General features: G+C 64.9%; 23 protein-coding genes and 1 tRNA gene. 13 read left to right on the top strand and 11 right to left on the bottom strand.

Translation table 11 applies throughout. The features are described from left to right. The first annotated feature begins 296 nt into the window (after positions 1–296). From NCR38_RS03705 to trmB, 3 genes are all read left to right on the top strand, one after another. A complete protein-coding gene (locus NCR38_RS03705; protein WP_061118878.1) occupies positions 297–857 on the top strand; it encodes a YggT family protein in 561 nt (186 codons plus the stop codon). A gap of 54 nt (positions 858–911) precedes the next feature. Next, positions 912–986 (top strand) — tRNA-Gly (locus tag NCR38_RS03700). A 76-nt stretch (positions 987–1062) separates the two neighbouring features. Then, positions 1063–1809 (top strand): tRNA (guanosine(46)-N7)-methyltransferase TrmB, encoded by a 747-nt coding sequence (gene trmB / locus NCR38_RS03695; protein WP_061118877.1) that lies wholly within the window; start codon positions 1063–1065, stop codon positions 1807–1809. Between the two features lie 73 nt (positions 1810–1882). Here the strand turns inward: trmB and NCR38_RS03690 are convergent, their stop codons facing one another. The 3 genes from NCR38_RS03690 to NCR38_RS03680 all read right to left on the bottom strand — a co-directional run bounded on the left by NCR38_RS03690 (position 1883) and on the right by NCR38_RS03680 (position 3732). Continuing rightward, positions 1883–2716 carry an undecaprenyl-diphosphate phosphatase gene (locus NCR38_RS03690; RefSeq protein WP_061118876.1) on the bottom strand — a complete coding sequence of 278 codons (834 nt, stop codon included), beginning with the start codon at positions 2714–2716 and terminating at the stop codon, positions 1883–1885. Positions 2717–2780: 64 nt separating this feature from the next. Further along, positions 2781–3374, bottom strand: a complete 594-nt coding sequence (locus tag NCR38_RS03685; protein ID WP_061118875.1) for a DUF1439 domain-containing protein — start codon at positions 3372–3374, stop codon at positions 2781–2783. 67 nt (positions 3375–3441) lie between these two features. Beyond that, positions 3442–3732 carry a YkgJ family cysteine cluster protein gene (locus NCR38_RS03680; protein WP_086961160.1) on the bottom strand — a complete coding sequence of 97 codons (291 nt, stop codon included), beginning with the start codon at positions 3730–3732 and terminating at the stop codon, positions 3442–3444. Between the two features lie 148 nt (positions 3733–3880). Between NCR38_RS03680 and hemN the strand changes: the two genes are divergently transcribed. The 10 genes from hemN to NCR38_RS03630 all read left to right on the top strand — a co-directional run bounded on the left by hemN (position 3881) and on the right by NCR38_RS03630 (position 17052). After that, positions 3881–5263 carry an oxygen-independent coproporphyrinogen III oxidase gene (hemN, locus tag NCR38_RS03675; protein WP_061118873.1) on the top strand — a complete coding sequence of 461 codons (1383 nt, stop codon included), beginning with the start codon at positions 3881–3883 and terminating at the stop codon, positions 5261–5263. Positions 5264–5409: 146 nt separating this feature from the next. Next, the gene (locus NCR38_RS03670; protein WP_061118872.1) at positions 5410–6789 is read left to right on the top strand and encodes an amidase; all 1380 of its coding nucleotides are present in this window, start codon (positions 5410–5412) and stop codon (positions 6787–6789) included. A 168-nt stretch (positions 6790–6957) separates the two neighbouring features. After that, complete coding sequence (locus NCR38_RS03665; RefSeq protein ID WP_061118918.1) at positions 6958–7476, top strand: disulfide bond formation protein B; 519 nt, start codon at positions 6958–6960, stop codon at positions 7474–7476. A 276-nt stretch (positions 7477–7752) separates the two neighbouring features. Then, positions 7753–9261, top strand: a complete 1509-nt coding sequence (gene xdhA / locus NCR38_RS03660; protein WP_250476432.1) for a xanthine dehydrogenase small subunit — start codon at positions 7753–7755, stop codon at positions 9259–9261. Continuing rightward, complete coding sequence (gene xdhB, locus NCR38_RS03655) at positions 9258–11600, top strand: xanthine dehydrogenase molybdopterin binding subunit (protein ID WP_061118870.1); 2343 nt, start codon at positions 9258–9260, stop codon at positions 11598–11600. Before xdhA ends, xdhB begins: the two co-directional genes overlap by 4 nt. 40 nt (positions 11601–11640) lie before the next feature. Further along, positions 11641–12669, top strand: coding sequence for a xanthine dehydrogenase accessory protein XdhC (gene xdhC, locus NCR38_RS03650; protein ID WP_061118869.1), 1029 nt, complete (start codon positions 11641–11643; stop codon positions 12667–12669). A gap of 40 nt (positions 12670–12709) precedes the next feature. Then, entirely contained in the window at positions 12710–13732 is a 1023-nt protein-coding gene (locus tag NCR38_RS03645; protein ID WP_061118868.1) for an adenosine deaminase, read from the top strand. A 9-nt stretch (positions 13733–13741) separates the two neighbouring features. Then, the gene (locus NCR38_RS03640; protein WP_061118867.1) at positions 13742–15115 is read left to right on the top strand and encodes an NCS2 family permease; all 1374 of its coding nucleotides are present in this window, start codon (positions 13742–13744) and stop codon (positions 15113–15115) included. Between the two features lie 24 nt (positions 15116–15139). After that, on the top strand, positions 15140–16468 hold the full coding sequence (gene guaD / locus NCR38_RS03635) for a guanine deaminase (RefSeq protein WP_061118866.1): 1329 nt from the start codon (positions 15140–15142) through the stop codon (positions 16466–16468). A 146-nt stretch (positions 16469–16614) separates the two neighbouring features. Further along, a complete protein-coding gene (locus NCR38_RS03630) occupies positions 16615–17052 on the top strand; it encodes a hypothetical protein (RefSeq protein WP_061118865.1) in 438 nt (145 codons plus the stop codon). Positions 17053–17064: 12 nt separating this feature from the next. Here the strand turns inward: NCR38_RS03630 and NCR38_RS03625 are convergent, their stop codons facing one another. From NCR38_RS03625 to NCR38_RS03590, 8 genes are all read right to left on the bottom strand, one after another. Next, positions 17065–18129, bottom strand: a complete 1065-nt coding sequence (locus tag NCR38_RS03625; RefSeq protein WP_061118864.1) for a 2-aminoethylphosphonate aminotransferase — start codon at positions 18127–18129, stop codon at positions 17065–17067. Next, the gene (gene aepY, locus NCR38_RS03620; protein WP_061118863.1) at positions 18129–19286 is read right to left on the bottom strand and encodes a phosphonopyruvate decarboxylase; all 1158 of its coding nucleotides are present in this window, start codon (positions 19284–19286) and stop codon (positions 18129–18131) included. The genes NCR38_RS03625 and aepY overlap by 1 nt, the downstream gene beginning before the upstream one ends. Then, positions 19279–20976: a phosphoenolpyruvate mutase gene (gene aepX, locus NCR38_RS03615; RefSeq protein WP_061118862.1), complete on the bottom strand. Its 1698-nt coding sequence runs from the start codon at positions 20974–20976 to the stop codon at positions 19279–19281. The genes aepY and aepX overlap by 8 nt, the downstream gene beginning before the upstream one ends. Beyond that, positions 20973–21749 (bottom strand): NTP transferase domain-containing protein, encoded by a 777-nt coding sequence (locus tag NCR38_RS03610; RefSeq protein WP_061118861.1) that lies wholly within the window; start codon positions 21747–21749, stop codon positions 20973–20975. Before NCR38_RS03610 ends, aepX begins: the two co-directional genes overlap by 4 nt. A 23-nt stretch (positions 21750–21772) precedes the next feature. After that, positions 21773–22789 (bottom strand): flippase-like domain-containing protein, encoded by a 1017-nt coding sequence (locus tag NCR38_RS03605; RefSeq protein WP_250476431.1) that lies wholly within the window; start codon positions 22787–22789, stop codon positions 21773–21775. Continuing rightward, entirely contained in the window at positions 22786–23598 is an 813-nt protein-coding gene (locus tag NCR38_RS03600; protein WP_061118859.1) for a 2OG-Fe(II) oxygenase, read from the bottom strand. The genes NCR38_RS03605 and NCR38_RS03600 overlap by 4 nt, the downstream gene beginning before the upstream one ends. Beyond that, positions 23595–24293, bottom strand: coding sequence for a CDP-alcohol phosphatidyltransferase family protein (locus NCR38_RS03595; protein WP_061118858.1), 699 nt, complete (start codon positions 24291–24293; stop codon positions 23595–23597). The genes NCR38_RS03600 and NCR38_RS03595 overlap by 4 nt, the downstream gene beginning before the upstream one ends. A gap of 208 nt (positions 24294–24501) precedes the next feature. Further along, a complete protein-coding gene (locus NCR38_RS03590) occupies positions 24502–25218 on the bottom strand; it encodes a DUF4136 domain-containing protein (protein ID WP_061118917.1) in 717 nt (238 codons plus the stop codon). Positions 25219–25318 lie beyond the last annotated feature (100 nt).

Here is a 25318-nt window from a genome sequence, read left to right as displayed (position 1 = left end):
GCCTGCTGGGCGGGGAATCCGAGTCGCCGCATTCAGTCAATCGCGACGCTTCATCGAAGGGAACGGGCGCGATCGCGTGGATCGCGCGCGATGCGCTGGCTTCGGCACGATACTCAAGTCCAGAGAACGAACAATGATCAAGGTCAGCATTCACGATTCGCGCCGCATGGCCGAGCGCTCCTCCGAGACCACCACCGGCCGGATCTTCGCCCGCTAGCACCTCCGCATTCCTTCACTCTTCGTCAAACGACCCGGCGCAAGTCGCGACACTGCGCACGCATCCTAGAGGACCCGAGATGTTCGGCGATATCGCCCGTTTTCTGCTTAACACGCTTTTCACCCTGTTCGGCGCGGCGCTTTTGCTGCGCGCATGGATACAGGTCGTGCGCATGCCGCCCTACAACCCGGTATCGAACGCCGTCATGCAGGCGACCAACTGGATCGTCCTGCCGCTGCGCAAGATCCTGCCCGGCGGGAAGATCGACTGGGCGAGCATCGTCGCGGCATTCATCGCGTCGGCTGTCTATGTCACGCTGATGGTCGTGCTCGCAGGCGTCGATCCGACGCTCATGGCGCCGATCCTTCTGCTCGTCGCGCTGCTGACCGTCGTCAAGTGGGCGCTGAACCTGGTCATCTGGGTGACGATCCTGATGGCGCTGCTGTCATGGCTCAATCCGCAGTCGCCCGCGATGCCGCTGCTCTACCAGATCACCGCGCCGTTCCTCGATCCGTTGCGGCGCATTCTGCCGCGGCTCGGCGGCATCGATCTCTCGCCGATCCTGCTCTTCGTGATCGTGCAGGTGCTGCTGATGGTCGTGACGCGCGTCGCCGTCTCGATGACGCTGTTCGGGATCTGAACGCCCGGCGCAATTGCGCCTCGGGGCGTGTTGCGCTTACAATAGCCGGTTCATGCGGGCGTCGTATAATGGCTATTACCGTAGCTTCCCAAGCTACTGACGTGGGTTCGATTCCCATCGCCCGCTCCAGAATTCCAGCGAAAGCCGCCCCAAGTCACGTTTGGGCGGCTTTTTAGTTTCCCGCATCCGTTTCCAGCATCGCCTCATGAACCACGATCCCAAGGACGCCGCCGACGCCAACGGCAATCACCCGCCCGAGGTCAGCAGCGGCGAAGACGTCACGCTGCGCCATCGCCGCATCCGCAGCTTCGTCACGCGCGCGGGCCGTGTATCGCCGGGCCAGCAGCGCGCAATCGACGATCTCGGTCCGCGCTATGTCGTGCCCTACGCGCCTCAGCCCGGCGATTGGGATGCGCTCTTCGGCCGACAGGCGCCGCGCGTGCTGGAGATCGGCTTCGGCATGGGCGCCACCACGGCGGAGATCGCGGCCGCGCGTCCCGGCGATGACTTCATCGGCGTGGAAGTGCATGAGCCGGGCGTCGGCGCACTCCTGAAGCTGATCGGCGAGCAAGGGCTCGGCAATATCCGGATCCTTCAGCACGACGCGGTTGAAGTGCTCGAACACATGATCGCGCCCGACAGTCTCGACGGCGTGCACATCTACTTCCCCGATCCGTGGCACAAGGCGCGTCATCACAAGCGCCGCCTGATCCAGCCGAAGTTCGTCGCGCTGCTCGTGTCGCGCATGAAACCGGGCGGCTACATCCATCTTGCGACCGACTGGCAGAACTATGCCGAGCAGATGCTTGAAGTGCTGTCCGCCGAGCCGGCACTGGAAAATACCGCGGACGGCTACGCGCCGCGCCCCGATTTCCGTCCGGTCACCAAGTTCGAGCGACGCGGACTGCGGCTCGGACACGGGGTCTGGGACCTGATGTTCCGCCGCTGCTGAAACGCGCCCGGGCAAAAAAAGACAACGCCACGGCAAGCCGTGGCGCTTTGCATCCTGCGCGGCGAGACGCGCGTCAGTCGGCCCAGCTCAAGCCCCCGCTGTATCCGACGATCAGAATCAGCAAGCCGAAGCCGATGCGATACCACGCGAACGCCGTGAAATCGTGCGAGGCGACGTAGCGCAGCAGCCACCGCACGCAGACGAAGGCGCTGATGAAGGCCGCGACGAGCCCGACCGCGAAGAGCCCGAAATCGTTCACGGTCAGCGTGCGCCAGTACTTCGCCATTTCGTAGAGCGTCGCGCCGAAGATGATCGGAATGGCGAGGAAGAACGAAAACTCGGTGGCGACGCGTCGTTCGAGTCCGAACAGCATCCCGCCGATGATCGTCGCGCCGGAACGCGAGGTGCCCGGAATCAGCGCGAAGCACTGCGCGAGACCGACCTTGAAGGCATCCGTGTAAGAGAGATCATCGACGGATTGCACGCGCGGCGTGACGGCGCGTTCGCGCTGGCGCGACTCGGCCCACAAGATCACGATGCCGCCGACGATCAGCGCCACCGACACCGGCACCGGCGAGAACAGAACCGACTTGATGCCCTTCTCGAAAAGAAGACCGAGCACGATGGCCGGAATGGTCGCGATGATCAGGTTCAGCGTGAATCGCCGCGCATCGGCGCGTACGGGCAGACCCGTGACCACGGAACCGATCTTCCCGCGATATTCCCAGCAGATCGCGAGAATGGCGCCGAACTGGATGACGACATCGAAGGTTTTCGATTGCGCGTCGGTGAAATTCAGCAAACTGCCCGCCACGATCAGGTGCCCCGTGCTCGAAACCGGCAGGAATTCGGTCAAGCCCTCCACGACGCCCAGAATGAGCGCCTTCACCATCAATATCCAGTCCATCCGTTCAGCCCTTGTTCGCCGTTATCGCCGTTGCTTGCGGAGCACATTGCGCAGAGATTTCGACTCACTTCTCAACGATCTGCACACGTATGCCGTTTGTAAGGACTGTGATTGTACCGGGTTCGTAGGACACGCCGGCGAACTGGAGTTCCTCGGGTTTGAAGGTGTGGATCGGATAACGATCGAGCAATTGCGCGGCGAGTTGCGCGCCGACCGACGCAATCTGCTGGTTGTACTGCCCGGCGTCACCACTAAACTGCGCATCGTCAACGGATGGCGAGACGAGAATGACTGAACGGCTCGGCGCGTCGTAAGCGAGTTGCGTCGAGAGCGTGAACGCGCCGATCACGGGATTCGGCATGAACGGCGTGGACAGACGCGCGTCGACGCGCACCGTCACGCGATTCCGATCCGGCGCCATGCCAACGACCGGATTGCTCAGGACGACATCGAATATTTGCGACGCCGTGCGTTGCAGCGGGAATTTGCGCGCGACGGCTTGCTGAACCTGCTGCGTCGAAAATGTGTAGTGGTCCGGAATGAAGGGGAATATCGAGTTCGACGCGGATTGCGCCGTCGAAGTGAATGCGAGTGCGGACAAAGACACCAGTCCTGCCAGCACGAACCGGCGCCGCAGCGGCGCGACGGGTTCCGTCATGCGTGATCCTCCAAAGCTTTTTTTCAAGTCTGCGCCGTGTGGGGCGATTCGCGAATTGGACTGCCGATCATCGAGACAGTTGCGTCGGCCGCGTCTGCGTTTCCAGTCGTTCGATCCACGTCAGCGCATATTCGCGCGTCTCTCCGCACATCTCCACGGACGGCTGCAAACCGCCGCAGCACGCCGGCCTGCGCGGATCGCCGAAAATCCTGCAGCGCAGATCGTCGCCCAGTTGGACGCAACGCTCGCCCGCGCGCTTGCCTTCCGGCATTCCTGGAATCGGACTCGAGATGGACGGCGCGATGCAGCAGGCGCCGCAACCTTCGCGGCAGGCATGAGACGAAGAATCGATCGGCATGGCGACACTCAACCGCATAAAAAGAAACGATATTGTCCCACGCCTCATCTTTGCGCTTCGTCAAATCGCTGCTATCAGGCTGCGACCTTATCGCGCAAATGCCGCGTTCACCGCCCGACTACACTCGGAAGATTCCCCGAGGTTCGCCATGACTGCCGCCGCCCCGCTCTTTCGTCCCGATCTGCTCACGCGCTACGACGCGCACGGCCCGCGCTACACGTCCTACCCGACCGCCGTCCAGTTCACCGACACGTTCGACCCCGCGCATTATCGCGAAGCTGCGAGCAAGGCGAAAGCGAACGCCGATCTCTCGCTCTACTTCCACATCCCGTTCTGCGACACCGTCTGCTTCTACTGCGGCTGCAACAAGGTCGCGACGAAAAATCGCGCGCACGCACGCCCCTATCTCGACCGGATGAAGCGCGAACTGGCCTTGCAGGCCGCGCTCTTCGAGACTTCGCGTCCGGTCACGCAGCTTCACTGGGGCGGCGGCACGCCGACCTTCCTCTCGCACGACGAGATGGCCGAACTGATGTCCGCCACGCGCGAGCATTTCAATCTCGTCGCCGACGAGCGCGCCGAATATTCGATCGAAGTCGATCCGCGCGAGGCGTCGGAGGCGACGATCGCGTTGCTGCGCGAGCTCGGTTTCAATCGGCTGAGCCTCGGCGTGCAGGACTTCGACGAACGCGTGCAGCGCGCCGTCAATCGCATCCAGCCGCGCGAAATGACCGAAACGGTGCTCGACGCCGCGCGCAAGAACGGCTTCAAGTCCGTGAGCGTCGACCTGATTTATGGCCTGCCGCATCAGAGCGTCGAGAGCTTTTCGCGCACGCTCGACGCGATCATCGATCTGAAACCGGATCGCGTGTCCGTGTTCGGCTATGCGCACATGCCGTCGCTCTTCAAGATGCAGCGGCAAATCGACGAAAGCGCGCTGCCCTCGCCTGCCGTGCGGCTCGCGATTCTCGAGCGCGTGATCGCGCGCATGGGCGAAGCGGGCTACGTGTACATCGGCATGGATCACTTCGCGCTGCCGGGCGACGAGCTCGCGCGCGCGTTCGAAGCCGGCACGCTGCAGCGCAACTTCCAGGGCTACAGCACGCGGGCGGATTGCGATCTGATCGGCATCGGCGCGTCGTCGATCGGCAAGATCGGCGATGTCTACGCGCAAAACGCGCGCGAACTCGCCGACTACGCCGCGGCGATCGACGCGGGCGATCTCGCCATCGCGCGCGGCGTGCGTCTTTGCGCCGATGACGAACTCCGCCGCGACATCATCATGCGTCTCATGTGCGGCGGCGAGCTGCGTTTCGACGATGTCGCGAGCGCGCACGGCATCGAGTTCCCGGCCGCTTTCGCCAGCGAACTCGCGCGCCTCGCGCCGATGGCCGACGACGGCCTCATCGACCTCTCTCGCGACGCGATCCGCGTGCTGCCCGCCGGACGCATGCTGGTGCGCAATATCGCCTCGATATTCGACCGCTATCTGGGACAAGCGAGCCTGCGGCGCTTCTCGCGCACGATCTGAGCGGTGTTCGATCGGCGGCGGTGGCTTAGAATGACAGCCACCTCGGGCGCCCCGGCTTTGCGAACGGCGCCCCTTCATTCACTGCCGATGCGAAACGCCGGGCGCGCCCGACCTTCTCGCATCAGGCAACGCCACTGCCCGACGCCATGCCGACCACTTCGCCGCAGTTCGCCCCGCTCGCCCAACTCGCCGCCGATCTGAAGCGCGGCCGCACGACGAGCCGCGCGCTCGTCGAGGCGGCGCTCGAGCGCATCGCCGATCCTGCCGGACAGGGCTCGACCGTATTCCTCCATGTCGATGCCGAACACGCCCGCGCCGCCGCCGATGCCCACGATGCGCTGCGCCGCGCCGGCACCGTGCTCTCGCCGCTCGCGGGCATTCCGGTATCGATCAAGGATCTCTTCGATATCGAAGGCGAAGTGACGCGAGCCGGCTCGAAAGCGTTGCAGGATGCCGCTCCCGCGAAGGCCGACGCCATCGCCGTCGCGCGCCTGCGCCGCGCGGGCGCGGTGATCGTCGGGCGCACCAACATGAGCGAGTTCGCATTCTCCGGCCTCGGGCTGAACCCGCACTACGGCACGCCGCGCTCGCCGTGGCATGCGGACGTGCCGGGCGACGCGCGCATCGCGGGCGGCTCGTCGTCGGGTGCGGCGGCGTCGGTCGCGGACGGCATGGCCGCCGTCGCGCTGGGCACCGACACGGGCGGCTCCATCCGCATTCCCGCCGCGCTGTGCGGCCTCACCGGCTTCAAGCCGACCGCGAGCCGCATTCCGAAGCAAGGCGGCGTGCCGCTTTCGAAAACGCTCGATTCGTTCGGGCCCATCGGCGTCTCGGTCGCGTGCTGCGCGCTCGTCGACCGCATTCTCGCCGGGCGCGACCCCGGTGTGCCCGCCACGCGCCCACTCGACGGCGTGCGCCTCGGCGTGCTCACGAATTACGTGACCGATGGCGTCGAGTCGCCCGTCGCGAGTGCGGTCGCCGCCGCAGTCAATCACCTCGCCGCGGCGGGCGCGCTCGTGGAAGACGTGCGTTTCGCGCCCCTCGATCGGCTGCCTGACATCAATCGCTATCCGCTCGTGGCGATCGAGGCGTACGCGTGGCATCGGAAGCTGATGGCTGAGCGCGGCAACGATTACGACCCGCGCGTGCTCGCGCGTCTGAAGCGCGCCGAAGCGGCCAGCGCGGCGGACTACATCGACTTGTGCGAGGCGCGCGCCGCGATGATCGAAGAAGCCCGCACGACGCTCTGGCAGCGCTTCGACGCGATCATCTGCCCGACCGTGCCGGTGCTGCCGCCGCGCATCGCCGATCTGGAAACGGACGACGACGCCTTCACGCGCACCAATGCGCTGATTCTCCGCAACCCGACGGCCTTCAACTTCCTCGATGCGTGCGCGCTGTCGCTGCCCTGCCATCCGCGCGGCGAGGCGCCCGTCGGCCTGATGCTCGCAGGCGCGCCGAACGCCGATGACACGCTGCTGTCGATCGGGCGCGCCGTCGAAGCGGTGCTGGAGACGACCCGCTGAGCGCCTGAAAAACAGCTGACCATCGCGACCGAACATCGCGGCCGAACATCGCGGCTGATTTCGCGCATCGGGCGTTCGCGCTAGAATTCACCGCGATCCCCGCGCAACTCAGGTGCTTCCTTCTCGAATCGTTGAGAAATAATGAACAACTCTTTGAATCACTTCACGATGCATCAGGACGACCGGGTGATGCGCCGCGAGCGCCGCCTGCTCGTGTTGCTCGGTTTCGTCAGTCTCGGGCTCGTCGGCGGCGCGCTGTATCTGCAATTCTTCCATGGCGAAGATCCTTGCCCGCTGTGCATCATCCAGCGCTATTTTTTCGTGCTGGTCGCGATTTTCGCGTTTCTCGGTGCGGCCTTCCGTAACTGGCGCGGCATTGCGCTGCTCGAAACGCTCGTCGCGATTTCGGCGCTCGGCGGCGCCGCCACCGCCGCGCGCCACGTCTATGTGCAATCACATCCCGGCTTCAGTTGCGGTTTCGATGCGCTTCAGCCGATCGTCGACGGTCTGCCGCCCGCAAGCTGGCTCCCGCAGGTATTCAAGGTCGCGGGTCTGTGCGAAACGCCGTATCCGCCGATTCTCGGTCTGTCTCTGCCGCAATGGTCGCTCATCGCGTTTGTGCTGATTTTCGTGCTGGTCGCGGCGAGCGTGCGTTTGAAGCGCAAGTTGCGCACGACGGTCCGGTAATTTGTTCCGGGCGGCGACATTCGCGCGCCGCCCGTTTTCTCCGCTTCACTGCGCACTACGCGCTTCCTCCTTTCCCGCATCAGCGCATCCGCATAATCTTGATACGTGCCCGACAATATTTTTGGGATATTGGGGTGTTAAGGTCGCGTCTGGATGGCGATCTACGTGCGCGCAGTCCGATTCGTTCAAAGGCAGCCTGAGCGTTTTCTCACGCCAACCCATGAAGCGAACGGAAACCGCGTAACGCGCGCCCGGTCCGCAATGTCTTCCTGAGTCATGACAACGCAAACCATCCGCTTCCTTCAACGCGGCGCCGTGCGCGAAATCGGCGGCGCGCCCGCCACGCGCACGGTGCTTCAGCATCTGCGCGAGGATGCGCTTTGCACCGGCACGAAGGAAGGCTGCGCGGAAGGCGATTGCGGCGCATGCACCGTCGTGATCGGCGAGCTCGACGCTTGCGGGGCACTCGCGCTCAAAGCCGTCAACGCGTGCATCCAGTTTCTGCCGACGCTCGATTCCCGCGCCCTCTTCACCGTCGAAGATCTGCGTGGCGCGGATGGCACGCTGCATCCGGTGCAGCAGGCGCTCATCGACTGTCACGGCTCGCAATGCGGCTTTTGCACGCCGGGCTTCGTGATGTCGCTGTGGGCGCTCTATCACCGTCATCCGCGCGATGCAGGCCCGCCGTCGCGCGACGAAATCGCCGCCGCGCTCTCGGGCAATCTGTGCCGCTGCACGGGATATCGGCCGATCGTCGATGCCGCGCAGCGCATGTTCGAGTATCCGCGTCCGCCCTTCGATGCCGCCGCCCTCACGCAACAGTTGATCGCACTGAAGCGCACGCAGACGTTCGAATATCGCGCGTCCGATGCATCCGGTCAGCACACCTTCCACGCGCCCGTCACGCGCGCCGAATTCGCCCGGTTGCGCGCCGCGCATCCGAACGCGCGACTGCTCGCGGGGAGCACCGATGTCGGCCTGTGGGTCACGAAGCAGTTCCGCGATCTCGGCGAACTGCTCTACATCGGCAACGTCGACGAGCTGAAGACGATCGAGCGCGACGCGCACACGCTGACGATCGGCGCGGCGGCCTCGCTCGAAGACGCGTATGCCGCGCTCGCCGCCGACTATCCCGGGCTTGCCGAGCTGTGGACGCGGTTCGCGTCGCGGCCGATCCGCAACGCGGGCACACTCGGCGGCAATGTGGCGAACGGTTCGCCGATCGGCGATTCGATGCCGGCGCTCATCGCGCTGAATGCGCAACTCGTGCTGCAGAAGGCCGACAAGACCCGCACGGTGCGCCTCGACGCGTTCTATCTCGGCTATCAGAAGACCGCGCTCGATGCCGGCGAATTCGTCGCGGCGATTCGCGTACCGCGCCCGGTCGCGGCGTTGCGCTTTCGGACGTACAAGGTATCGAAGCGTTACGACCAGGACATTTCGGCGGTGTGCGCGGCGTTCGCGATCTGGCTCGACGACAGCCATCGCGTGACGGATGCGCGCATCGCGTTCGGCGGCATGGCGGCGACGCCCAGACGCGCGGCGCAGGCCGAGGCGGCGCTCATCGGGCGCGAGTGGAACGAAGCGTCGGCACGCGCCGCGATGACCGCGCTCGACGCCGATTTCCAGCCGCTCACCGACATGCGCGCGTCGAGCGCCTATCGCGCGAAAGTGGCGCGCAACGTACTGTGGCGCTTCTATCTGGAAACGCGACCGGACGCGCCGCTCGCGCCCGCCGAAGTGAATGCCTTCGCGTACGCCGCGCATGGGGAGGAAACGTCATGAACCGACTGACCGAACCGATGGATATCGACGCCGCCGGCGCGTCGCTGCCGCACGAATCGGCGGCGCTGCACGTGAGCGGCGAAGCGGTGTACACCGACGACATCCCCGAGTTGCGCGGCACGCTGCACGCGGCGCTCGGCCTGTCGCGGCACGCACATGCGCGCATCGTGTCGCTGGATCTGGACGCGGTGCGCGCCGCGCCCGGCGTCGTCGCGGTGCTCACGGCCGCGGACATTCCCGGCGAGAACAATTGCGGCCCGGTGCTGCACGACGATCCCATTCTCGCCGCCGATGTCGTGCAGTACCTCGGCCAGCCGGTATTCGCGGTCATCGCCGAGAGTCACGATCTGGCGCGCCGCGCCGCCGCGCTCGCGAAAAGCGAGGATGTCGTTCGTTACGAGCCGCTCGAAGCCGTGCTGACGCCGCGCGAAGCGAAGGCGCGCAACCAGTTCGTCCTGCCGCCGCTGCACTTGCGTCGCGGCGACGCGGCCGGGCGCATCGCATCGGCGAAACATCGGCTCGCGGGCGAGTTCGAAGTCGGCGGGCAGGAGCAGTTCTATCTCGAAGGACAGGTCGCCTACGCGATTCCGAAAGAGCAGGACGGCATGCTCGTCCATAGCTCGACGCAGCATCCGAGCGAGATGCAGCAGGTCGTCGCGCACATGCTCGACTGGCCGACACACGCCGTGCTGTGCGAATGCCGGCGCATGGGCGGCGGCTTCGGCGGCAAGGAATCCCAATCGGCGCTGTTCGCGTGCGTGGCGTCGCTCGCGGCGCATTGGCTGAAGCGTCCCGTGAAGCTGCGCGCCGATCGCGACGACGACTTCATGATCACCGGCAAACGTCACGACGCGGTCTACGAATACGAATGCGGCTTCGATGACGACGGGCGCATCGCCGGCGTGCGCGTCGAGATCGCGTTGCGGGCCGGCTATTCGGCGGATCTGTCCGGTGCGGTCGCCACGCGCGCCGTATGCCACTTCGACAACGCGTACTTTCTGGGCGATGTCGAGATCCGCGCGCTGTGCTGCAAGACCAACACGCAGTCGAACACCGCGTTTCGCGGCTTCGGCGGCCCGCAAGGCGCGCTCGTGATGGAAGTCATGCTAGACGAGATCGCGCATCGGCTGAAACGCGATCCGCTCGACGTGCGGCGCGCGAACTATTACGGCATCGGCGATCGCAACGTGACGCCTTACGGTCAGCCGGTCGCGGACAACGTGATCGCGGCATTGACCGACGAACTCGTCGCGTCGAGCGAGTATCAGAAGCGCCGCACCGAAGTCGCCGCGTTCAACGCGAAAAACGGCGTGCTCAGGCGCGGCATCGCGTTCACGCCCGTCAAGTTCGGCATTTCGTTCAACGTGCCGTTCCTGAACCAGGCGGGCGCGCTCGTGCACGTCTACAAGGACGGCTCCGTGCTCGTCAATCACGGCGGCACCGAAATGGGACAAGGCCTCAACACGAAGGTCGCGCAGGTCGTCGCGAGCGTGTTCGGCGTCGGCTTGCAGCGCGTGCGCGTCACGGCGACCGACACATCGAAGGTCGCGAATACATCGGCGACGGCGGCATCGACGGGCAGCGATCTGAACGGCAAGGCCGCCGAAGCCGCGGCACTCACGATCCGCGCGCGTCTCGCCGAGCTCGTCGTCAAGCAGCTCGGCGGCAATGCAGCCGACGTACGCTTTCACGGCGGCGTCGTGGACGTGAACGGCGGGCAGATGCCGTTCGATCAGCTCGTCGCGGCCGCGTATCTCGCGCGCGTGCAACTGTGGTCGGACGGCTTCTATGCCACGCCGAAAGTGCACTGGGACGCGAAGACGCTGCAAGGCCATCCGTTCTATTACTTCGCGTACGGCGCGGCGGTGTCGGAAGTCGTCGTCGATACGCTCACCGGCGAGTGGAAGCTCCTGCGCGCCGATCTGCTGCATGACGCGGGACGCTCGATCAATCCGGCGATCGATATCGGCCAGGTGGAAGGCGGCTTCATCCAGGGCATGGGCTGGCTCACGACCGAAGAACTGTGGTGGAACCGCGACGGACGCCTGATGACGCATGCGCCGTCGACCTACAAGATCCCGGCCGTCAGCGACGCGCCCGCGATCTTCAACGTCGCGCTCTATCGAAATGACAACGCGGAGCCGACGATTTTCCGTTCGAAAGCCGTCGGCGAGCCGCCGCTCCTGCTGTCGTTTTCGGTGCTGCTCGCGATACGCGCGGCGATCGCATCGGTTTCCCCCGATTCAACCGATGCGCCCAAACTGCGCGCGCCGGCGACGCCGGAGGCAATTCTTGACGCGCTCTCTGTCGAGGCGGAGGAAGCGGCCCCGGTAAACTAACGCCTGCAACGACGCAAACCGACATTTCTGGAGCTCACCGATGCAAGTTTGGCTGAACGACCTGCAACACCTGCTCGCGCACGGCGACGCCGTCGTGCTCGTGACGGTCGCGCGTGTCGAAGGCTCCGCGCCGCGCGAGCCGGGCACGAAGATGATCGTCACGCGCGAGGACGCGCGCTACACGATCGGCGGCGGCCATCTGGAATGGAAGGCCATCGAGACCGCACGGCAAGTGCTGAAGGACGGCATGCGCAGCCCGCGCATGAGGCGGCTGGAGCGTTTCGCTCTGGGCCCGAGCCTCGGCCAGTGCTGCGGCGGCGCGGTCGTGCTGGCGTTCGAGCGGCTCGACGTATCCGATCTGAACTGGGTGACGACGCTTGCGAAGCGCACCGCGCAGGGTTTGTCGACCGTGCGCAGCGTCTCGTTCGCGCCGATGCCCGATGCCGTCATGCTCTCCGACCCCGAACCGGGCGCGACCGACGCCGACTGCCTCTTGTGGGACGGCGCCGGTTTCGACGAGAGCGGCGCGCTCCTGACCGAAACCATCGCGCCGCGCGATTTCCAGGTCGTGCTGTTCGGCGCGGGACACGTTGGCGCGGCGCTCGTGCGCGTGCTCGCGACGCTGCCCTGTCACGTCACCTGGGTCGACGAGCGGGACGCCGCCGGCTTCGGCCAGTTCGCCGCGCCGCAGTCCGTGCCGGAAAACGTAACGATCGAGCCGAACGGCGCGCCCGATGAAGCCGTCGACAATGCGCCGCCCAACGCGTACTTCATCGTGATGACGCACAACCACACGGTGGATCTCGCGCTGGCGGAGTGCATTCTCAGACGCGGCGACTTCGCGTTCTTCGGCATGATCGGCTCGTTTGCGAAGAAGAAGCAGTTCGAGCATCGGCTCGCGGCGCGCGGGATCGACCCCGCGCGCATCGCGAGGATGGTGTGTCCGATCGGCATCGACGGCATCGTCGACAAGGCGCCCGAAGTGATCGCCGTTGCAGCGGCAGCCCAACTGCTGCAGGCGGTCGAAGCCAACGCTTCGAGCCACGCGTCGTCGCAACAGACCGCCTGACCCACAGGCACAACCGTAGCCCCATCACAACAAAGCCCACATGAATCCCACACTCGCCGACAAGATTGCACGCGCGCCGAAAGCCGAGCTGCATATCCATATCGAAGGGTCGCTCGAACCCGAGCTCATTTTCGCGCTCGCGAAGCGCAACAACGTGAAGCTCGCGTACGACTCGATCGAGGCGCTGCGCGCCGCCTACGCGTTCACCGACCTGCAATCGTTCCTCGACATCTACTACGCGGGCGCGAGCGTGCTGCTCACCGAGCATGATTTCTACGACATGACGATGGCGTATGTCGAGCGCGCGCTCGCGGACCACGTCGCGCACGCGGAAATCTTCTTCGATCCGCAGACGCACACGGAACGCGGCGTATCGATCGAAACGGCCGTCGCGGGCATCGAGGCCGCACTCGCCGAAGGTGAGAAGCGCGGTCTTTCGAGCAAGCTGATTCTCTGTTTCCTGCGCCATCTTTCTGAAGAGGACGCGCTCGCGACCTATGAAAGCGCATTGCCGCTGTTCGACAAGTACGCGCATCGGCTGATCGGTGTCGGGCTGGATTCGTCGGAGCGCGGGCATCCGCCCTCGAAGTTCGAGCGCGTGTTCGCGAAGGCGCGTGAGCGCGGCCTGAAGCTCGTCGCGCATGCGGGCGAGGAAGGGCCGCCCTCGTATGTCTATGAAGCGCTCGATCTGCTGAAGGTGGATCGCGTCGATCACGGCGTGCGCAGCATCGAGGACGCGGCGCTCGTCGCGCGTCTCGCGGATGCGCGCATCGCACTGACCGTGTGCCCGCTCTCGAACATCAAGCTCTGCGTGTTCGACGACATGACGAAGCACACGCTGAAAGACCTGCTGGACCAAGGCGTCGCGGTGATGATCAACTCCGACGATCCCGCGTACTTCGGTGGCTACGTCAACGCGAATTACTTCGCGATCGTCGACGCGCTGAAGCTCACCGATCACGAGGTCTACACGCTGTTGAAGAACAGCCTGGAAGCCTCGTTCGTCACCGAAGAAGAACGCGACGCAATGGTCGCGCGCCTGGATCAGCACTGGAAGCAGTAAAGAACAAGCATGGAAACCACAGCAACAACTCCACAACGCGACGCGACCGCGCTCGAGCGCTTCTTCGGCATTCGCGCCGCGGGCTCGCGCACGAAGACGGAAATCGTCGCAGGCATCACGACGTTCCTCACGGCGATGTACATCATCGTCGTCAATCCGGGCATTTTGTCGGCGGCGGGCGTGCCGTTTCCGGCCGCGCTGACGGCGACCGTCATCGTCAGCTTTCTCGGCAGTTGCGCGATGGGCCTCTACGCGCGCAATCCGGTGCTCGTCGCGCCCGGCATGGGCATGAACGCGCTCTTCGCGTTCGTCATGGTTCACGGCGGCAAAATGCCGTGGCAAACCGCGCTCGGCTGCGTGTTCTGGTCCGGCGTGATCTTCGCGGTGCTCGCGGTGTTCAACGCGCGCAAGCTCGTCGTCGATGCGATTCCCGCGAATCTGCGGCACGCGGTGTCGTGCGGCATCGGTCTGTTCATCAGCCTCATCGGCCTCGTGAACGCGAAGTTCGTCGTCGGCGACCCGGTGACAATCGTGCATTCGGCGTCGCTGAATCCCGTCGTCATCACGTTCCTGATCGGTCTCGCGGTCACGACGATTCTCGTCGCCCGCAAGGTCACCGGCGCGCTGATGCTCGGCATCGTGTTCACGACCGTCATCTCGATTCCGATCGGCCGCTTCTGGGGCGACGGCACCGCATACTGGCCCGCCGCGATCGCCACGAAGACGCTCGTCAACTGGAACGGGCTGTTCGCCGCGCCGGATTTTTCCGCGATCGGCCAGCTCGATCTCGTCGGCTCGCTGAAGGTCGTCTACTGGCCGTTCATCTTCGTGATGCTGTTCACGTCGTTCTTCGACGCGCTCTCCACGTTCATGGCGATATCCGAAGCAGGCAAGCTTTACGACTCGGACGGCAATCCGCGCAACATCCGCCAGTCGATGATGGTCGATTCCTTCGCCGCGCTCGTTTCCGCGCCGCTCGGCACGAGCCCGGCGAACGCGTATATCGAATCGGCGGCAGGCATTTCTGCGGGCGGGCGCACGGGCCTCGTCGCCGTCGTCGCGGGCCTGTGCTTTTTGCCCTTCCTGTTTCTCTCGCCGCTCCTGTCGCTCGTTCCGGCGATCGCGACCGCGCCCGCGCTCGTGCTCGTCGGCGTGTTCATGATGGAAGCGATCACGCAGATCGAATGGCATCGCTTCGATGAAGCCATTCCCGCGTTCCTCGCGATGATCCTGATCCCGCTGACCTACTCGATCACCGATGGCGTCGCGTACGGCTTTCTCGCGTTCGTCGTGCTGAAGTCGGCCACGGGGCGCGCGAAGGAAATCAAGCCGGCGATGTGGATCATCGCTGCCTTTTCTCTAGTGCTGCTTTCACAGCTTTAAACCCAGAAACGGAGACGTTGCATCATGACTCAAACCGCCTACCGCGCCCAGTTGCTGACCTTTCGGGAAGATCCCGCGCATGCCGCTGACGGCGCGGTCTACGAGGCCGATGGCCTTCTGATCGTCGAGGACGGCAAAGTGGTCGCGGCAGGCGCGTATGCGTCGCTGCGCGAGCGGCTCAGCCCCGACGCGACCGTCCACACCATGCGCGACAAGCTGATCGCGCCGGGTTTCATCGACTCGCACATTCACTATCCGCAGACGGACATGATCGCGTCGCCCGCGCCGGGGCTGCTGCCGTGGCTCAACACGTACACGTTTCCGACGGAGCGCGGCTTCGAGAATCCGGCGGTCGCGCGTGAAACGGCGAGCTTTTTCATCGACGAACTGCTCGCCTGCGGCACGACGACGGCGCTCGTCTACTGCACGGTGCACAAGCAATCCGCCGATGCGTTCTTCACCGAAAGCGAGGCGCGCAATCTGCGCATGGTCGCGGGCAAGGTGCTGATGGATCGCAACTGCCCCGAGTTTCTGCGCGACACGGCGCAATCCGGCTACGACGACAGCGCGGAACTCATCGCGCGCTGGCATGGCCGCGGCCGTCAGCATTACGCGCTGACGCCGCGTTTCGCGCCGACATCGACGCAAGCGCAACTCGAAGCGTGCGGCGCGCTCGCGCAGCAGCATCAGGACGTGTTCATCCAGAGCCACGTCGCGGAAAACACGGATGAGATCAAATGGGTCGAGAGCCTCTTTCCGGGGCATCGCAGCTATCTCGACATTTACGATCACTACGGACTCTTGCGTCGCCGGGCGGTGTACGGCCACTGCATTTATCTCGATGACCGCGATCGCGAGCGCATGGCGGAAACGGGCGCGGTGGCATCGCACTGCCCGACATCGAATCTGTTCCTCGGCAGCGGCCTGTTCGACTTCGAGAAGGCGGGCGCGTCGAACATGCCCGTGGCGCTCGCGACGGACGTGGGCGGCGGCACGTCGTTCTCCATGCTGCAGACGATGAACGAAGCGCACAAGGTCGCGCGCCTGACCGGCCATCATCTGACCGCGACGCGCATGTTCTGGCTCGCCACGACGGGCGCCGCACAAGTGCTCGAACTCGACGACAGGATCGGCACGCTTCGCCCCGGCAGCGAAGCGGACTTCGTCGTGCTCGATCCGAACGCGACGCCGCTGCTCGCGCGCCGCACCTCACGCACGGAATCGCTGGAAGAACTGCTGTTCGCGTTCGCGCTGCTCGGCGACGATCGCGCGGTGTTCGAAACCTACGCAGCCGGCAAGCGCGTGCATTCGCGCGACACGCGCAACACGGCGAAGCTGGAGCTGGCGGCCTGACGCGCCCTCGACGCTTCATCCGATGAGCGGCCTGCGGGCCGCTTTTTTCGTTGGATCGACCACGCGCCACGACGATTCGCTCGATGTTTCGTGCAGATTTATTGCAATCTCGTTAAAGTGCAAGCTGTCCTGAACATCGTGTCAACATGAAGCACGTCGCCCGAACCTCCCGAATCGCGCTGACCGTGACGCTCGCGTCGCTCGGTGCGCTCGCGCATGCGAAGCCGATCGATGCGCAACTCGACTGCAAATCGACCGCGCATGATTTCGTCGCGCCGTTGCAGCGAGACGGACTGCTGGAAACCAGGCCGATGCGCGTGGAGCCGAACTCCGTCAACGCGTTCAAGCCCGTGAAAGGCGCGACGCTGACGGCTTATGGCTTCAAGGTCTATGTGGTCGTCGCCTACCAGAAGGACGACCCGATCTTCAGGCCCGGCAAGGGCGAGCCGATCGCCGATTCCGCTTACGGCGCGGTCGTGTGGGGCGGCGATAAAGAGGTCGAACAGCAGGTGCGCGCCGCGGGCAGCGACGCGGATGTGCACCACGTCGCGCCCTTCATTACGGCGATTTTTTGCAAGCAGTGAGCGGCTCGCGACTCAGCGCAGCAACTCGACGAACGACGAGATCAGCCGGTCCATGTCGTTGGCATCGACCGCGCCCATCGTCGAAATGCGGAACAGTTCCTTCGACAACCCGCCCTGCCCCGCATAGATCACGAAGCCTTTCGCCTTGAGCGCATCGTGCAGCTTGTCGTACGTGACGCCCGCAGGCAGCCGGTACGCCCGCAGCACGACCGACGACTCCTCGGGCGACAACGCGCTGTCGATGCCGAGCGCAGCCAGTCCCGAGCGGACCTGCTCCGCGAGCTTTGCATACCGCGCGTGACGCGCGCGCCAGCCGCCTTCCTCTTCGAACTCGCGCAACGCTTCGACGAGCGCGTAATACGCATGCACCGACGGCGTGAACGGCGTATTGCGCTCGTCCTGCAACTTTGCGAGACGCGCGATGCCGAGGTAGTAGTTGCGGCTCGCCGACTTCGCCAGCGCATCGCGGCGCGCGATGACGAACGCCGCGCCCGGCACGCCGTGCAGGCACTTGTTCGCGGTCGCGGCGATCGCGGCGATGCCGCCGCCGTCGAAGTCGATCGCTTCGGCGCCGAAGCTGCTCACCGCGTCGAGCAGCAGGCCGAGGCCGCGCTCCTTGCACGCGCGGGACAACTGATCGATCGCGTTCAGGCGGCCGGTGGTCGTTTCGTGATGGATGATCGCGACGTTCGTGAACGGCTTGCTGTCGAGCAGCGCGATGATCGCGTCGATATCCGGCGCCTGCATCCACTCGTATTTGGCGACCTCGTACTCGATGCCGTATTGCTTTGCGATCTGCGCGATGCGATCGCCATACACGCCGTTTTCGACGACGAGCAAGCGCCCGCCTTCCGGCACGAGACCGGCGATCATGCTTTCGACCGCGGCGGTGCCCGAACCCGTCATCAGCACGGCGCTCCAGACGGACGGATCGAGTTCGTAAGCGGCGACGAGACGCTTGCGCGCCTCATCCTGCAAGTCGAAAAACTCCGGCTCGCGATGGCACAAGTCGGTTTGCAGCAGGCTCTTGCGCACGCGTTCGCTCAGCGTGACAGGACCGGGATTGAGCAGCAGCATCAACGGCCTCCAATGTGTTGTTGCAAGCGCGCACGCACGTCCTCGGGCGTGATCTTCGGGCGCGGCAAATCGCCCGGCGTGCCCGTCCTGATCGACAGACGCGCGAAACGCGCGCCGTTCACATCTTTCGCATCGAAAAGACGATCGATCACGCCGATATCGTCACCGTCGAGCGCGAGCGCGTAGCCGCACGCCGACGCGATCGATGCAAAATCGACTGCGCGCGAAACCGTCGCCTGGCCGCCCGTCGATTCGTGCGCGCCATTATCGAGCAGCAGGTGAACCAGATTCGACGGACCGTACGCGCCGAGCGTCGCGAAGACGCCCATGCGCATGAGCGCCGCGCCGTCGCCGTCGAGCGCGACGACGCGCAGGTCGGGACGCGAGAGCGCAAGGCCGAGCGCCATCGGCGTGACACAGCCCATCGAGCCGACGAGATAGAGCTGGTTCTCGCGGTCGTCGATCGCGTAGAGCTCGCGGCCGCAGAAGCCGGTCGATGCGAGCACGACCGTCGAATCCTTGGGCGTGTTGGCGATGACCTGGCGCAATGCCTCGTGGCGCGTCACGCGCTCGCCTTCGAAGCGCTCCACCGTTGCGGGATGCGCGTTGACGCGCACGCCCGACAAACCCGTGTTCTTCAATTCGAAAGGCGCGACGCTGCCCTTCTGCATGACGAGCGCATACGGGCGGCCGGTGCTGTCCATGTACTGCGTCGCGCGATCGAGCGCCGGGCCGATCTGGTCGGCTTCCGTCGGGAACAGCTCCCACGGAATCTCCATCGTCTCGAGCATCTGCGGGGTGATCGGGCCCATCAGCGCGTGCTGCGGCTCGTCATGAACGCCCGGCTGGCCGCGCCATGTGACGATCAGCAATTGCGGCAGACGGAACGTCCATGTCAGCGACGTCAGCGGGCTCACCGCATTGCCGAGGCCGGAGTTCTGCATCATCGCGATGCCTCTGCGCTTGCGACTTGCGCCCAGTTCGACCCCCGCGATCAGCGCGACCGCATCGCCCTCGTTCGCCGCCGACACATAGTGCAGCGATTCGTCCTGCAACACGTAATTGATGAAGGGCGTGAGAAACGAGCAAGGCACGCCCGCGTACCAGTCGAAACCGCGCTCGCGCGCGGCCTCGACGAACTGGGCGGCCTCAATCACGGGCGTTCTCCGTTCCTTCCGAGCCGATGGGGCTCTGCCCGTGGGCGAAATCGCCCGCGCGACGGAAATCGTCGAGGTCGTTGACGCCGCGCCAGTGGCCGTGCACGTATTGCACTTCGATCTTCTGCCCCGCGGCGATCAGCGCGTTGAGCAGCGCGGCCATGTCGAGTTTGTCGAAATCCGGGCGCTGTTGCAGCGTGCCGAGCGTCGCGAGCAGGCGTTCGCGCGCGCCGGCGCGCACCTTGATGAGGCCCATCCAGCGGCCTTGCGGCGCGCGGCCGTCCGTGAGCGCCTGCCCCGCGCCGACCACGCCGTCGAGCCACACTTTCTGGCCGAACAGCGCGCGGTCGTCGGCGGTCGAGCAGTACGCAAAATCGGTCGCGGCGGCGCCCGCCTCCGGCGCCTGCGACGAATCGACGACCACGCAGAAATCGCTGTCCGATTCGGTCAGGTCGCGCAGGATGTAGCTGCGAAACAGCAGGTCGCCGTAGGAGATCACGGTGTCGCCGTTCATGTGCCCGACGGCGCACGCGAGCGATGCGAGCTCGCCCGTGGTGTCATGGCGCTCGTTGACGACGAGACGGATGCCGCCCTTCTCGATCGCATCGGCCCGATAACCGCCGACCACGGTGATGTCGTTGATGCTTTCCTTCTTGAACGCCTCGACGAGATGCCGCAGAAGCGGCTTGCCGGCGACTGGCAGCATCACCTTCGGACGCGCTTCGGTCAGCGCCTCGAGGCCCGCGCCCCGGCTCGCCGCGAGCACGATCGCGCTGCGCTTTTCGTTGGCCGCGCTCAGGTAGATGTTTTCGGCAGCCGAATACTCGTCGGCGTCCTGCAGACGGAAGATCTCGTTCACCGACGCGATGCGGTCTTCCACGTTCACGAGCGTCTCGCTGTCGTGGATTTCCTTCGCGATCGCCTGCATCGCGGATACGGCGCCGCGGATCAGATGGTTCGCCCAGATCACGCAGCTGATACCGGCCTGACGGAACGCGTCGGTCGGCGTGCTGTAGTACTTCGTCGGCACGATGACGAGCGGACCGCGGCCCGCCCACTCGCGCGCGAAGGTCAGAATCTCGTCGGGCTTCGACAGCTTGCTGTGGATCAGGATCGCGTCCGCGCCCGCCAGGCGATACGCCTCGGCGCGCTTGAGCGCTTCTTCCATCCCCCAGCCGGCGATCAGCGCTTCCACGCGCGCGACGATCGAAAAGTTCGGATCGCTCTGCGAATCCTTGCCGGCCTTGATCTTGCCGCAGAACTCGTCGATGTCGGCGAGCGGCTGCGCTTCGCCGTTGATGAAGCTGTTGGTCTTCGGAAACTGCTTGTCCTCGATGCACACGCCCGCGATGCCGCGCTGCTCCAGCTTCCTCACGAGACGGCGCACGTTGTTGAAGTTGCCGTAGCCGGTGTCCCCGTCGAGCAGGATCGGCAGATCGCTGGCGTCGGCCATGAATTCGAGGTTGTCGACGACCTGCGTCCAGCTCGCTTCGTTGTTGTCGCGCACGCCGAACTGCGCGGAGATCGACAGGCCCGAGCCCCAGATCGCCTTGAAGCCGGCTTCCTTCGCGATGCGCGCCGAAATGCCGTTGTGCGCCTCCATCAAAAATTCGAGGCGATTGCTTTGCAGCATCTCGCGCAGGCGCATGGTGCGCGAATAGCCGACGGGAATGTTTCCGGGTGCGTTCATTGTTGAGAGGCTCCTGCAAACTGACGCAGCGCGTTCAACTGCGGCAGCACTTCATCGGCCGCGCGCTTCACGTCGTTCTGAAAATCGATTTCGATCCACGGTGCGCCGGTCACGTCGGCGATATCGAACACGTGGGACTTTTCCAGCAACAGGTCGCGCACCGCTTCTTCGTGCGGCATCTTCGCACGGCCCGTCGCCACATAATCGGCGCAGATTTCGGCGAGGCGCGTGGCCGCTTTCTCGTCGAAGCGGAAGAAGCCCACCGATTCGCCGATGGTGTCGTACTTCAGACCCGCCGCGACCTGCTTGCGCAGTTCGACCGGCACGCCATTCTCGACGCACAGCTTCACCGGTTCGTCGCCGGCTTCGAAGTCGCGATCGATCAGCAGGCGATTCACCGCGCCGCCCGCGACGAGCGGATCGAAGATGCGTTCGTCGTAGAGCACGTCGGCGTCCATCAGCAGGACATCGCCGCCGCGCGTCATCGCGTCGCGCGCGGTATGCACGGATAGCACGCTGCCGAGCGTGAATTCCTCGTTGACGACGATCTCGGTCTTCGGCTTCCAGTCGATGGATGCGAGCTCCGCTTCGATCTGCTCGCTCTTGAAGCCGGTCACGAAGACGACTTCATCGACGCCGGCGGCTTTCAAAAAGTGCAGATGACGTTCGAGCAGCGATGCATCGCCAAAACGGAGCAGACATTTTGGCTTTTGCTGGCCTTCGGGCTGAACGAGGCGCAAGCCCATCCCGGCCGCAAGAATAATTGCGCGCATGCTTGGTTCCCTTCGTGGGTGGGTCAGTCGATATCCGGCACGCGCGCGAGACGGCGGCGCTGCCAGCCTTTTTCAACGAAATGCAGATAGACGATGCCCGGCACGCCGAGCAGCAGTTCGCGCGCGCGCTTGGCGAGCGACAGCGCGAGCGCCGCCTCGGGCGGCAGGCCGACCAGACGCGCGAGCAGCAGATAGCCGCCTTCCTGCACGCCGAGCGAGCCGGGAATCGCGAAGGCCGCGCCGCGGATCGCCTGGCCGAGACTTTCCAGCAGCAGGGCTTCCGTCCAGCCGACCGGATGGCCGAGCAGATGCAGCGCGAGCCACACTTCGCCCGTGCCGACGATCCAGCCGATGAAACTCAACCCGAAGCTCGACGCCACCTTGCCGCGCTCGCGATACATCTCGTGCACGGCGGCATCGACGGCTTCGGCGCGCGTCACGAGCGACGACCAGTCGCGTTTGGCCGAGAATTTCGCGGCGATGCCCGACGCGAAGCGCATCGCGCGGCCGAAGAGACCGCGCCGCTGCGCGAGATAGAAACCGAAGATCATGAGGCCGATCACGCCGATCACCGACAGCACCGCGATCGTCACGGTCGACGACGAGCCGCCCGCCGCATAACCCGTCAGCAGGACGACGCCGATCAGCGCGAAGATCAGTTGCGCGACGGTCTGCATCGTCGTGCTGACGGTGATGACCGCGGCCGCGTCTCGCGCGCGCATGCCGCGCTGCGCGAGATAGCGGACCATCAGCATCGGCCCGCCGATCTGGCCTGCGGGCATCAGGCTGTTTACCGATTCGCCGGCCCAGCGCGCGAGCAAGGCGTCGAGCAGTGACACGTCGCGCTGACGGTCGGCGAAGAGCACGCTGATCGCGACGGCATCGATGACGAGCGGCACGAAGTGAAAGGCCGCGACCGCGACCAGCCCCCAGCCCGCCGCGGCAAGCGTCGATGCAACGGAGCCGAAGCCTTGCCAGCCGAGCAGCGCGATGAACAGCACCACGCCGACCGACAGCAGGAATGTGCCGGCGCGGCTCATGCCTGTCCGTTCGTGCCGCCCTTGCGGCGAAAGACCTGCCTGAACCCGAAATACGCGATCGAGTCCTTCATGTTCGAGATGAAGCGCTGGAACGGGCGCATGGTCGGATTCGTCACGTACTCGAACGTGAGCGACACGCGCATCTCGTTCTCGCCGAGCGGCGTGACGCGATGGCGCAGCTTGTCGCCATCGAAGAACACGAACGCGCCGGGCGGATACTGCACCGAGCCCGGCTGATCCGGAACCCCGGGCGTCTTCGTGTGCAGTTCGTAGTCGAGCTTGCAGGACGAATCGTCGATCACGCCGAGCAGGAGCGTGTAGCGCCGGCCGTCGTAATACGACGTGTCGTAATGCCAGCCGATGTGGTCGCCCGGACGTGTGTAGAAGTACAGCGCGTAGGCGTGCGGATCGTCTTCCGGCGAAAGTTGCAGCTTGTCGCCGGTGATCGTCTCCAGCCACTTGATGAGCGCTTCCGAACGATACAAATCCGCGATGAACGGCGCGAGCTTGTCGAGCGTATGGCGGCTCACGCTTCCGCCCGCCTTGTGACCCGGCAGATAGTTGCGGTTCACGGACGGCATCACGTCATGCACGGCGGCAATCAGCCGCTCCGTGTAGTCGCGCGGCAAAAAATCTTCGATGTAGAGAAACGAGCCTTGCTGGCCGTATTCGTCGCGCAGCTTCGGCGTTTGCAGCGCGGCGAGCCGCGCGTTCATGGTCGAATCGATGTCGCGCTTCGACGGGCGGGTCGCCGCAGCCCCATGCGCCGGTTGCGTCAGCGTGCTGTCCGGAGTTGCCGTATCGCTCATCTCACCGCCTGAAAATCTTTGTCGTCTTTTGCGTGGGTGGCCTGCGCACGGCGTTTCAACTGCGCGGTCACGCGCTGATAGTCCACCGCCACATAAATGGCGAAGAGCGGCGCGCCGATCGCCGACGCGACCAGAAACGGCGTCATGCCATTCAGGATGGTCACGACCGGCAGCAGATACAACACGTCTTCCGTTTCGAATCCGCCCATCGACGCCTGCTTCGTGCCGGACTTGCCGACCATCGACTCGACACGCATGCGCAGAAAAAAGATCAGCGCGACCGCCACGCCCGCAATGCCGCCGAGCCATTGCGCGGGCACGATCATCGACGGATGGTGCACGGCGACATAAAACCCGATGCCGAGAAACAGCAACACGGTCACGAGCGCGTCGCACGCGAGGTCATAGAAGTGGCCGATCTTGCTGGACTGTCCGCTGATGCGCGCGAGTTCGCCGTCGGTGTGATCGACGAGATTCGACAGTGCGATCAGGAGCGCGCCTAGCGTGCACATCCAGAACTGGCCGAGCGACAAATAGTACGCCCCGGCCAGACCGATAACGAGGCGCAGCGTGGTCAGGTGATTGGGCGTTACCGGCGTGCCGACGAGCGGCGTGACGAGGCGGCGTGCGAGCCGCGCGTCCCATGTGGTGGGCTCGGGAACGGTTTTAGGATCGGGCGGACACGATTTTGTCATCCCGGAAATATATCGCTAATTCGCCGAAGCTGCATATATTGCGGCCCAGCATCGAGGCGATGATTCCCTGTTTGGTCAAGGCTGACGGGCGATTCTGAAACTTTCGCTGACATCGTGAGCAGCACCGAGTCGCCACACGTCGCGGCAATATTTTCCGATGCGATCTTCGACGTTGCGACGGCGCGTGGCCGTCGCATTCGCCTCTCGATCAATCGACGGCCTTGGTTGCGGGCGCGGGCGCCGCGCTGCGTTCGTTCGAGCCGGCTGCCGCCGTTTCGTTGGAGATGCCGCCATGCTGGTCGACCGGCAGCGTCACCGTGCGAACCGTGCCGTTGCCGAGCGGGAAATTCGCGAGCGCGCTGCGCACGAGGTAGGGCATCGCCTGATAGAGCGAAGGGTCGCCGGTCGAGTTGACCGCCGTCACCTTGTAGGTCTCGCGACCGGTCTTGCGATCGTTCATGCGGATTTGCAGCGCGTGGATGTAGATCGGATAGCTCTGGTCGACGTAACCCGCCGGGCCCCATGGTCCGTACGGCCCCCACGGACCCCACGGTCCGCCCCCGAACGGACCGCCCCAGGGGCCGTACATCGGCCACGGATCGTAGTAGACCGGCTGGCGCACGGTCATCATGTCGCCGCGAACCGAATAGGCGAGCGCGACCTGATAGTTCGCGCTCGCCTCCGGCACTTGCCGGAAGTTGTATTTCGAGAGCTCGCTCGCGACGAGCGTCTCGTAGGTCGTCTGCTCGATGCTGTTTTGCTGCTCGCCCTTGCGCGCGAACGCATACGTGCGCGCCGAGTCGCTGCCGCTCCAGTCGGAGAATGCGGTGACCTGCGTCTGGACGTAGGTCGTGCAGCCCGTGAGCCACATCGCCATCAATATCAGCGCCGCCCATCTGGCGAGCGTCCTGATCGGAACATTCATGGTCATCCTCACTTCGTTCGGCACCCTTCCCAGTTATAGATAGCACCGCCGCGGCTTGCACGGCGGCGTCCTGTTTTGTGGGGTCCACGACGCGCTGCGC

The sequence above is a fragment of the Caballeronia sp. INML1 genome, assembly GCF_023631085.1.
In the GTDB taxonomy this organism is placed as follows: Bacteria; Pseudomonadota; Gammaproteobacteria; order Burkholderiales; family Burkholderiaceae; genus Caballeronia; species Caballeronia turbans.
The sequence above is the reverse complement of the archived record's forward strand: the minus strand, read 5'-3'. Positions and strand labels throughout refer to the sequence as shown.

Excerpts from the sequence above, each read along its gene's own strand:
- NCR38_RS03705 (WP_061118878.1), top strand. The coding sequence starts at position 297 with ATGTTCGGCGATATCGCCCGTTTTCTGCTTAACACGCTTTTCACCCTG.
- trmB (WP_061118877.1), top strand. The coding sequence starts at position 1,063 with ATGAACCACGATCCCAAGGACGCCGCCGACGCCAACGGCAATCACCCG.
- NCR38_RS03690 (WP_061118876.1), bottom strand. The coding sequence starts at position 2,716 with ATGGACTGGATATTGATGGTGAAGGCGCTCATTCTGGGCGTCGTGGAG.
- NCR38_RS03685 (WP_061118875.1), bottom strand. The coding sequence starts at position 3,374 with ATGACGGAACCCGTCGCGCCGCTGCGGCGCCGGTTCGTGCTGGCAGGA.
- NCR38_RS03680 (WP_086961160.1), bottom strand. The coding sequence starts at position 3,732 with ATGCCGATCGATTCTTCGTCTCATGCCTGCCGCGAAGGTTGCGGCGCC.
- hemN (WP_061118873.1), top strand. The coding sequence starts at position 3,881 with ATGACTGCCGCCGCCCCGCTCTTTCGTCCCGATCTGCTCACGCGCTAC.
- NCR38_RS03670 (WP_061118872.1), top strand. The coding sequence starts at position 5,410 with ATGCCGACCACTTCGCCGCAGTTCGCCCCGCTCGCCCAACTCGCCGCC.
- NCR38_RS03665 (WP_061118918.1), top strand. The coding sequence starts at position 6,958 with ATGCATCAGGACGACCGGGTGATGCGCCGCGAGCGCCGCCTGCTCGTG.
- xdhA (WP_250476432.1), top strand. The coding sequence starts at position 7,753 with ATGACAACGCAAACCATCCGCTTCCTTCAACGCGGCGCCGTGCGCGAA.
- xdhB (WP_061118870.1), top strand. The coding sequence starts at position 9,258 with ATGAACCGACTGACCGAACCGATGGATATCGACGCCGCCGGCGCGTCG.
- xdhC (WP_061118869.1), top strand. The coding sequence starts at position 11,641 with ATGCAAGTTTGGCTGAACGACCTGCAACACCTGCTCGCGCACGGCGAC.
- NCR38_RS03645 (WP_061118868.1), top strand. The coding sequence starts at position 12,710 with ATGAATCCCACACTCGCCGACAAGATTGCACGCGCGCCGAAAGCCGAG.
- NCR38_RS03640 (WP_061118867.1), top strand. The coding sequence starts at position 13,742 with ATGGAAACCACAGCAACAACTCCACAACGCGACGCGACCGCGCTCGAG.
- guaD (WP_061118866.1), top strand. The coding sequence starts at position 15,140 with ATGACTCAAACCGCCTACCGCGCCCAGTTGCTGACCTTTCGGGAAGAT.
- NCR38_RS03630 (WP_061118865.1), top strand. The coding sequence starts at position 16,615 with ATGAAGCACGTCGCCCGAACCTCCCGAATCGCGCTGACCGTGACGCTC.
- NCR38_RS03625 (WP_061118864.1), bottom strand. The coding sequence starts at position 18,129 with ATGCTGCTGCTCAATCCCGGTCCTGTCACGCTGAGCGAACGCGTGCGC.
- aepX (WP_061118862.1), bottom strand. The coding sequence starts at position 20,976 with ATGAACGCACCCGGAAACATTCCCGTCGGCTATTCGCGCACCATGCGC.
- NCR38_RS03610 (WP_061118861.1), bottom strand. The coding sequence starts at position 21,749 with ATGCGCGCAATTATTCTTGCGGCCGGGATGGGCTTGCGCCTCGTTCAG.
- NCR38_RS03605 (WP_250476431.1), bottom strand. The coding sequence starts at position 22,789 with ATGAGCCGCGCCGGCACATTCCTGCTGTCGGTCGGCGTGGTGCTGTTC.
- NCR38_RS03600 (WP_061118859.1), bottom strand. The coding sequence starts at position 23,598 with ATGAGCGATACGGCAACTCCGGACAGCACGCTGACGCAACCGGCGCAT.
- NCR38_RS03595 (WP_061118858.1), bottom strand. The coding sequence starts at position 24,293 with ATGACAAAATCGTGTCCGCCCGATCCTAAAACCGTTCCCGAGCCCACC.
- NCR38_RS03590 (WP_061118917.1), bottom strand. The coding sequence starts at position 25,218 with ATGAATGTTCCGATCAGGACGCTCGCCAGATGGGCGGCGCTGATATTG.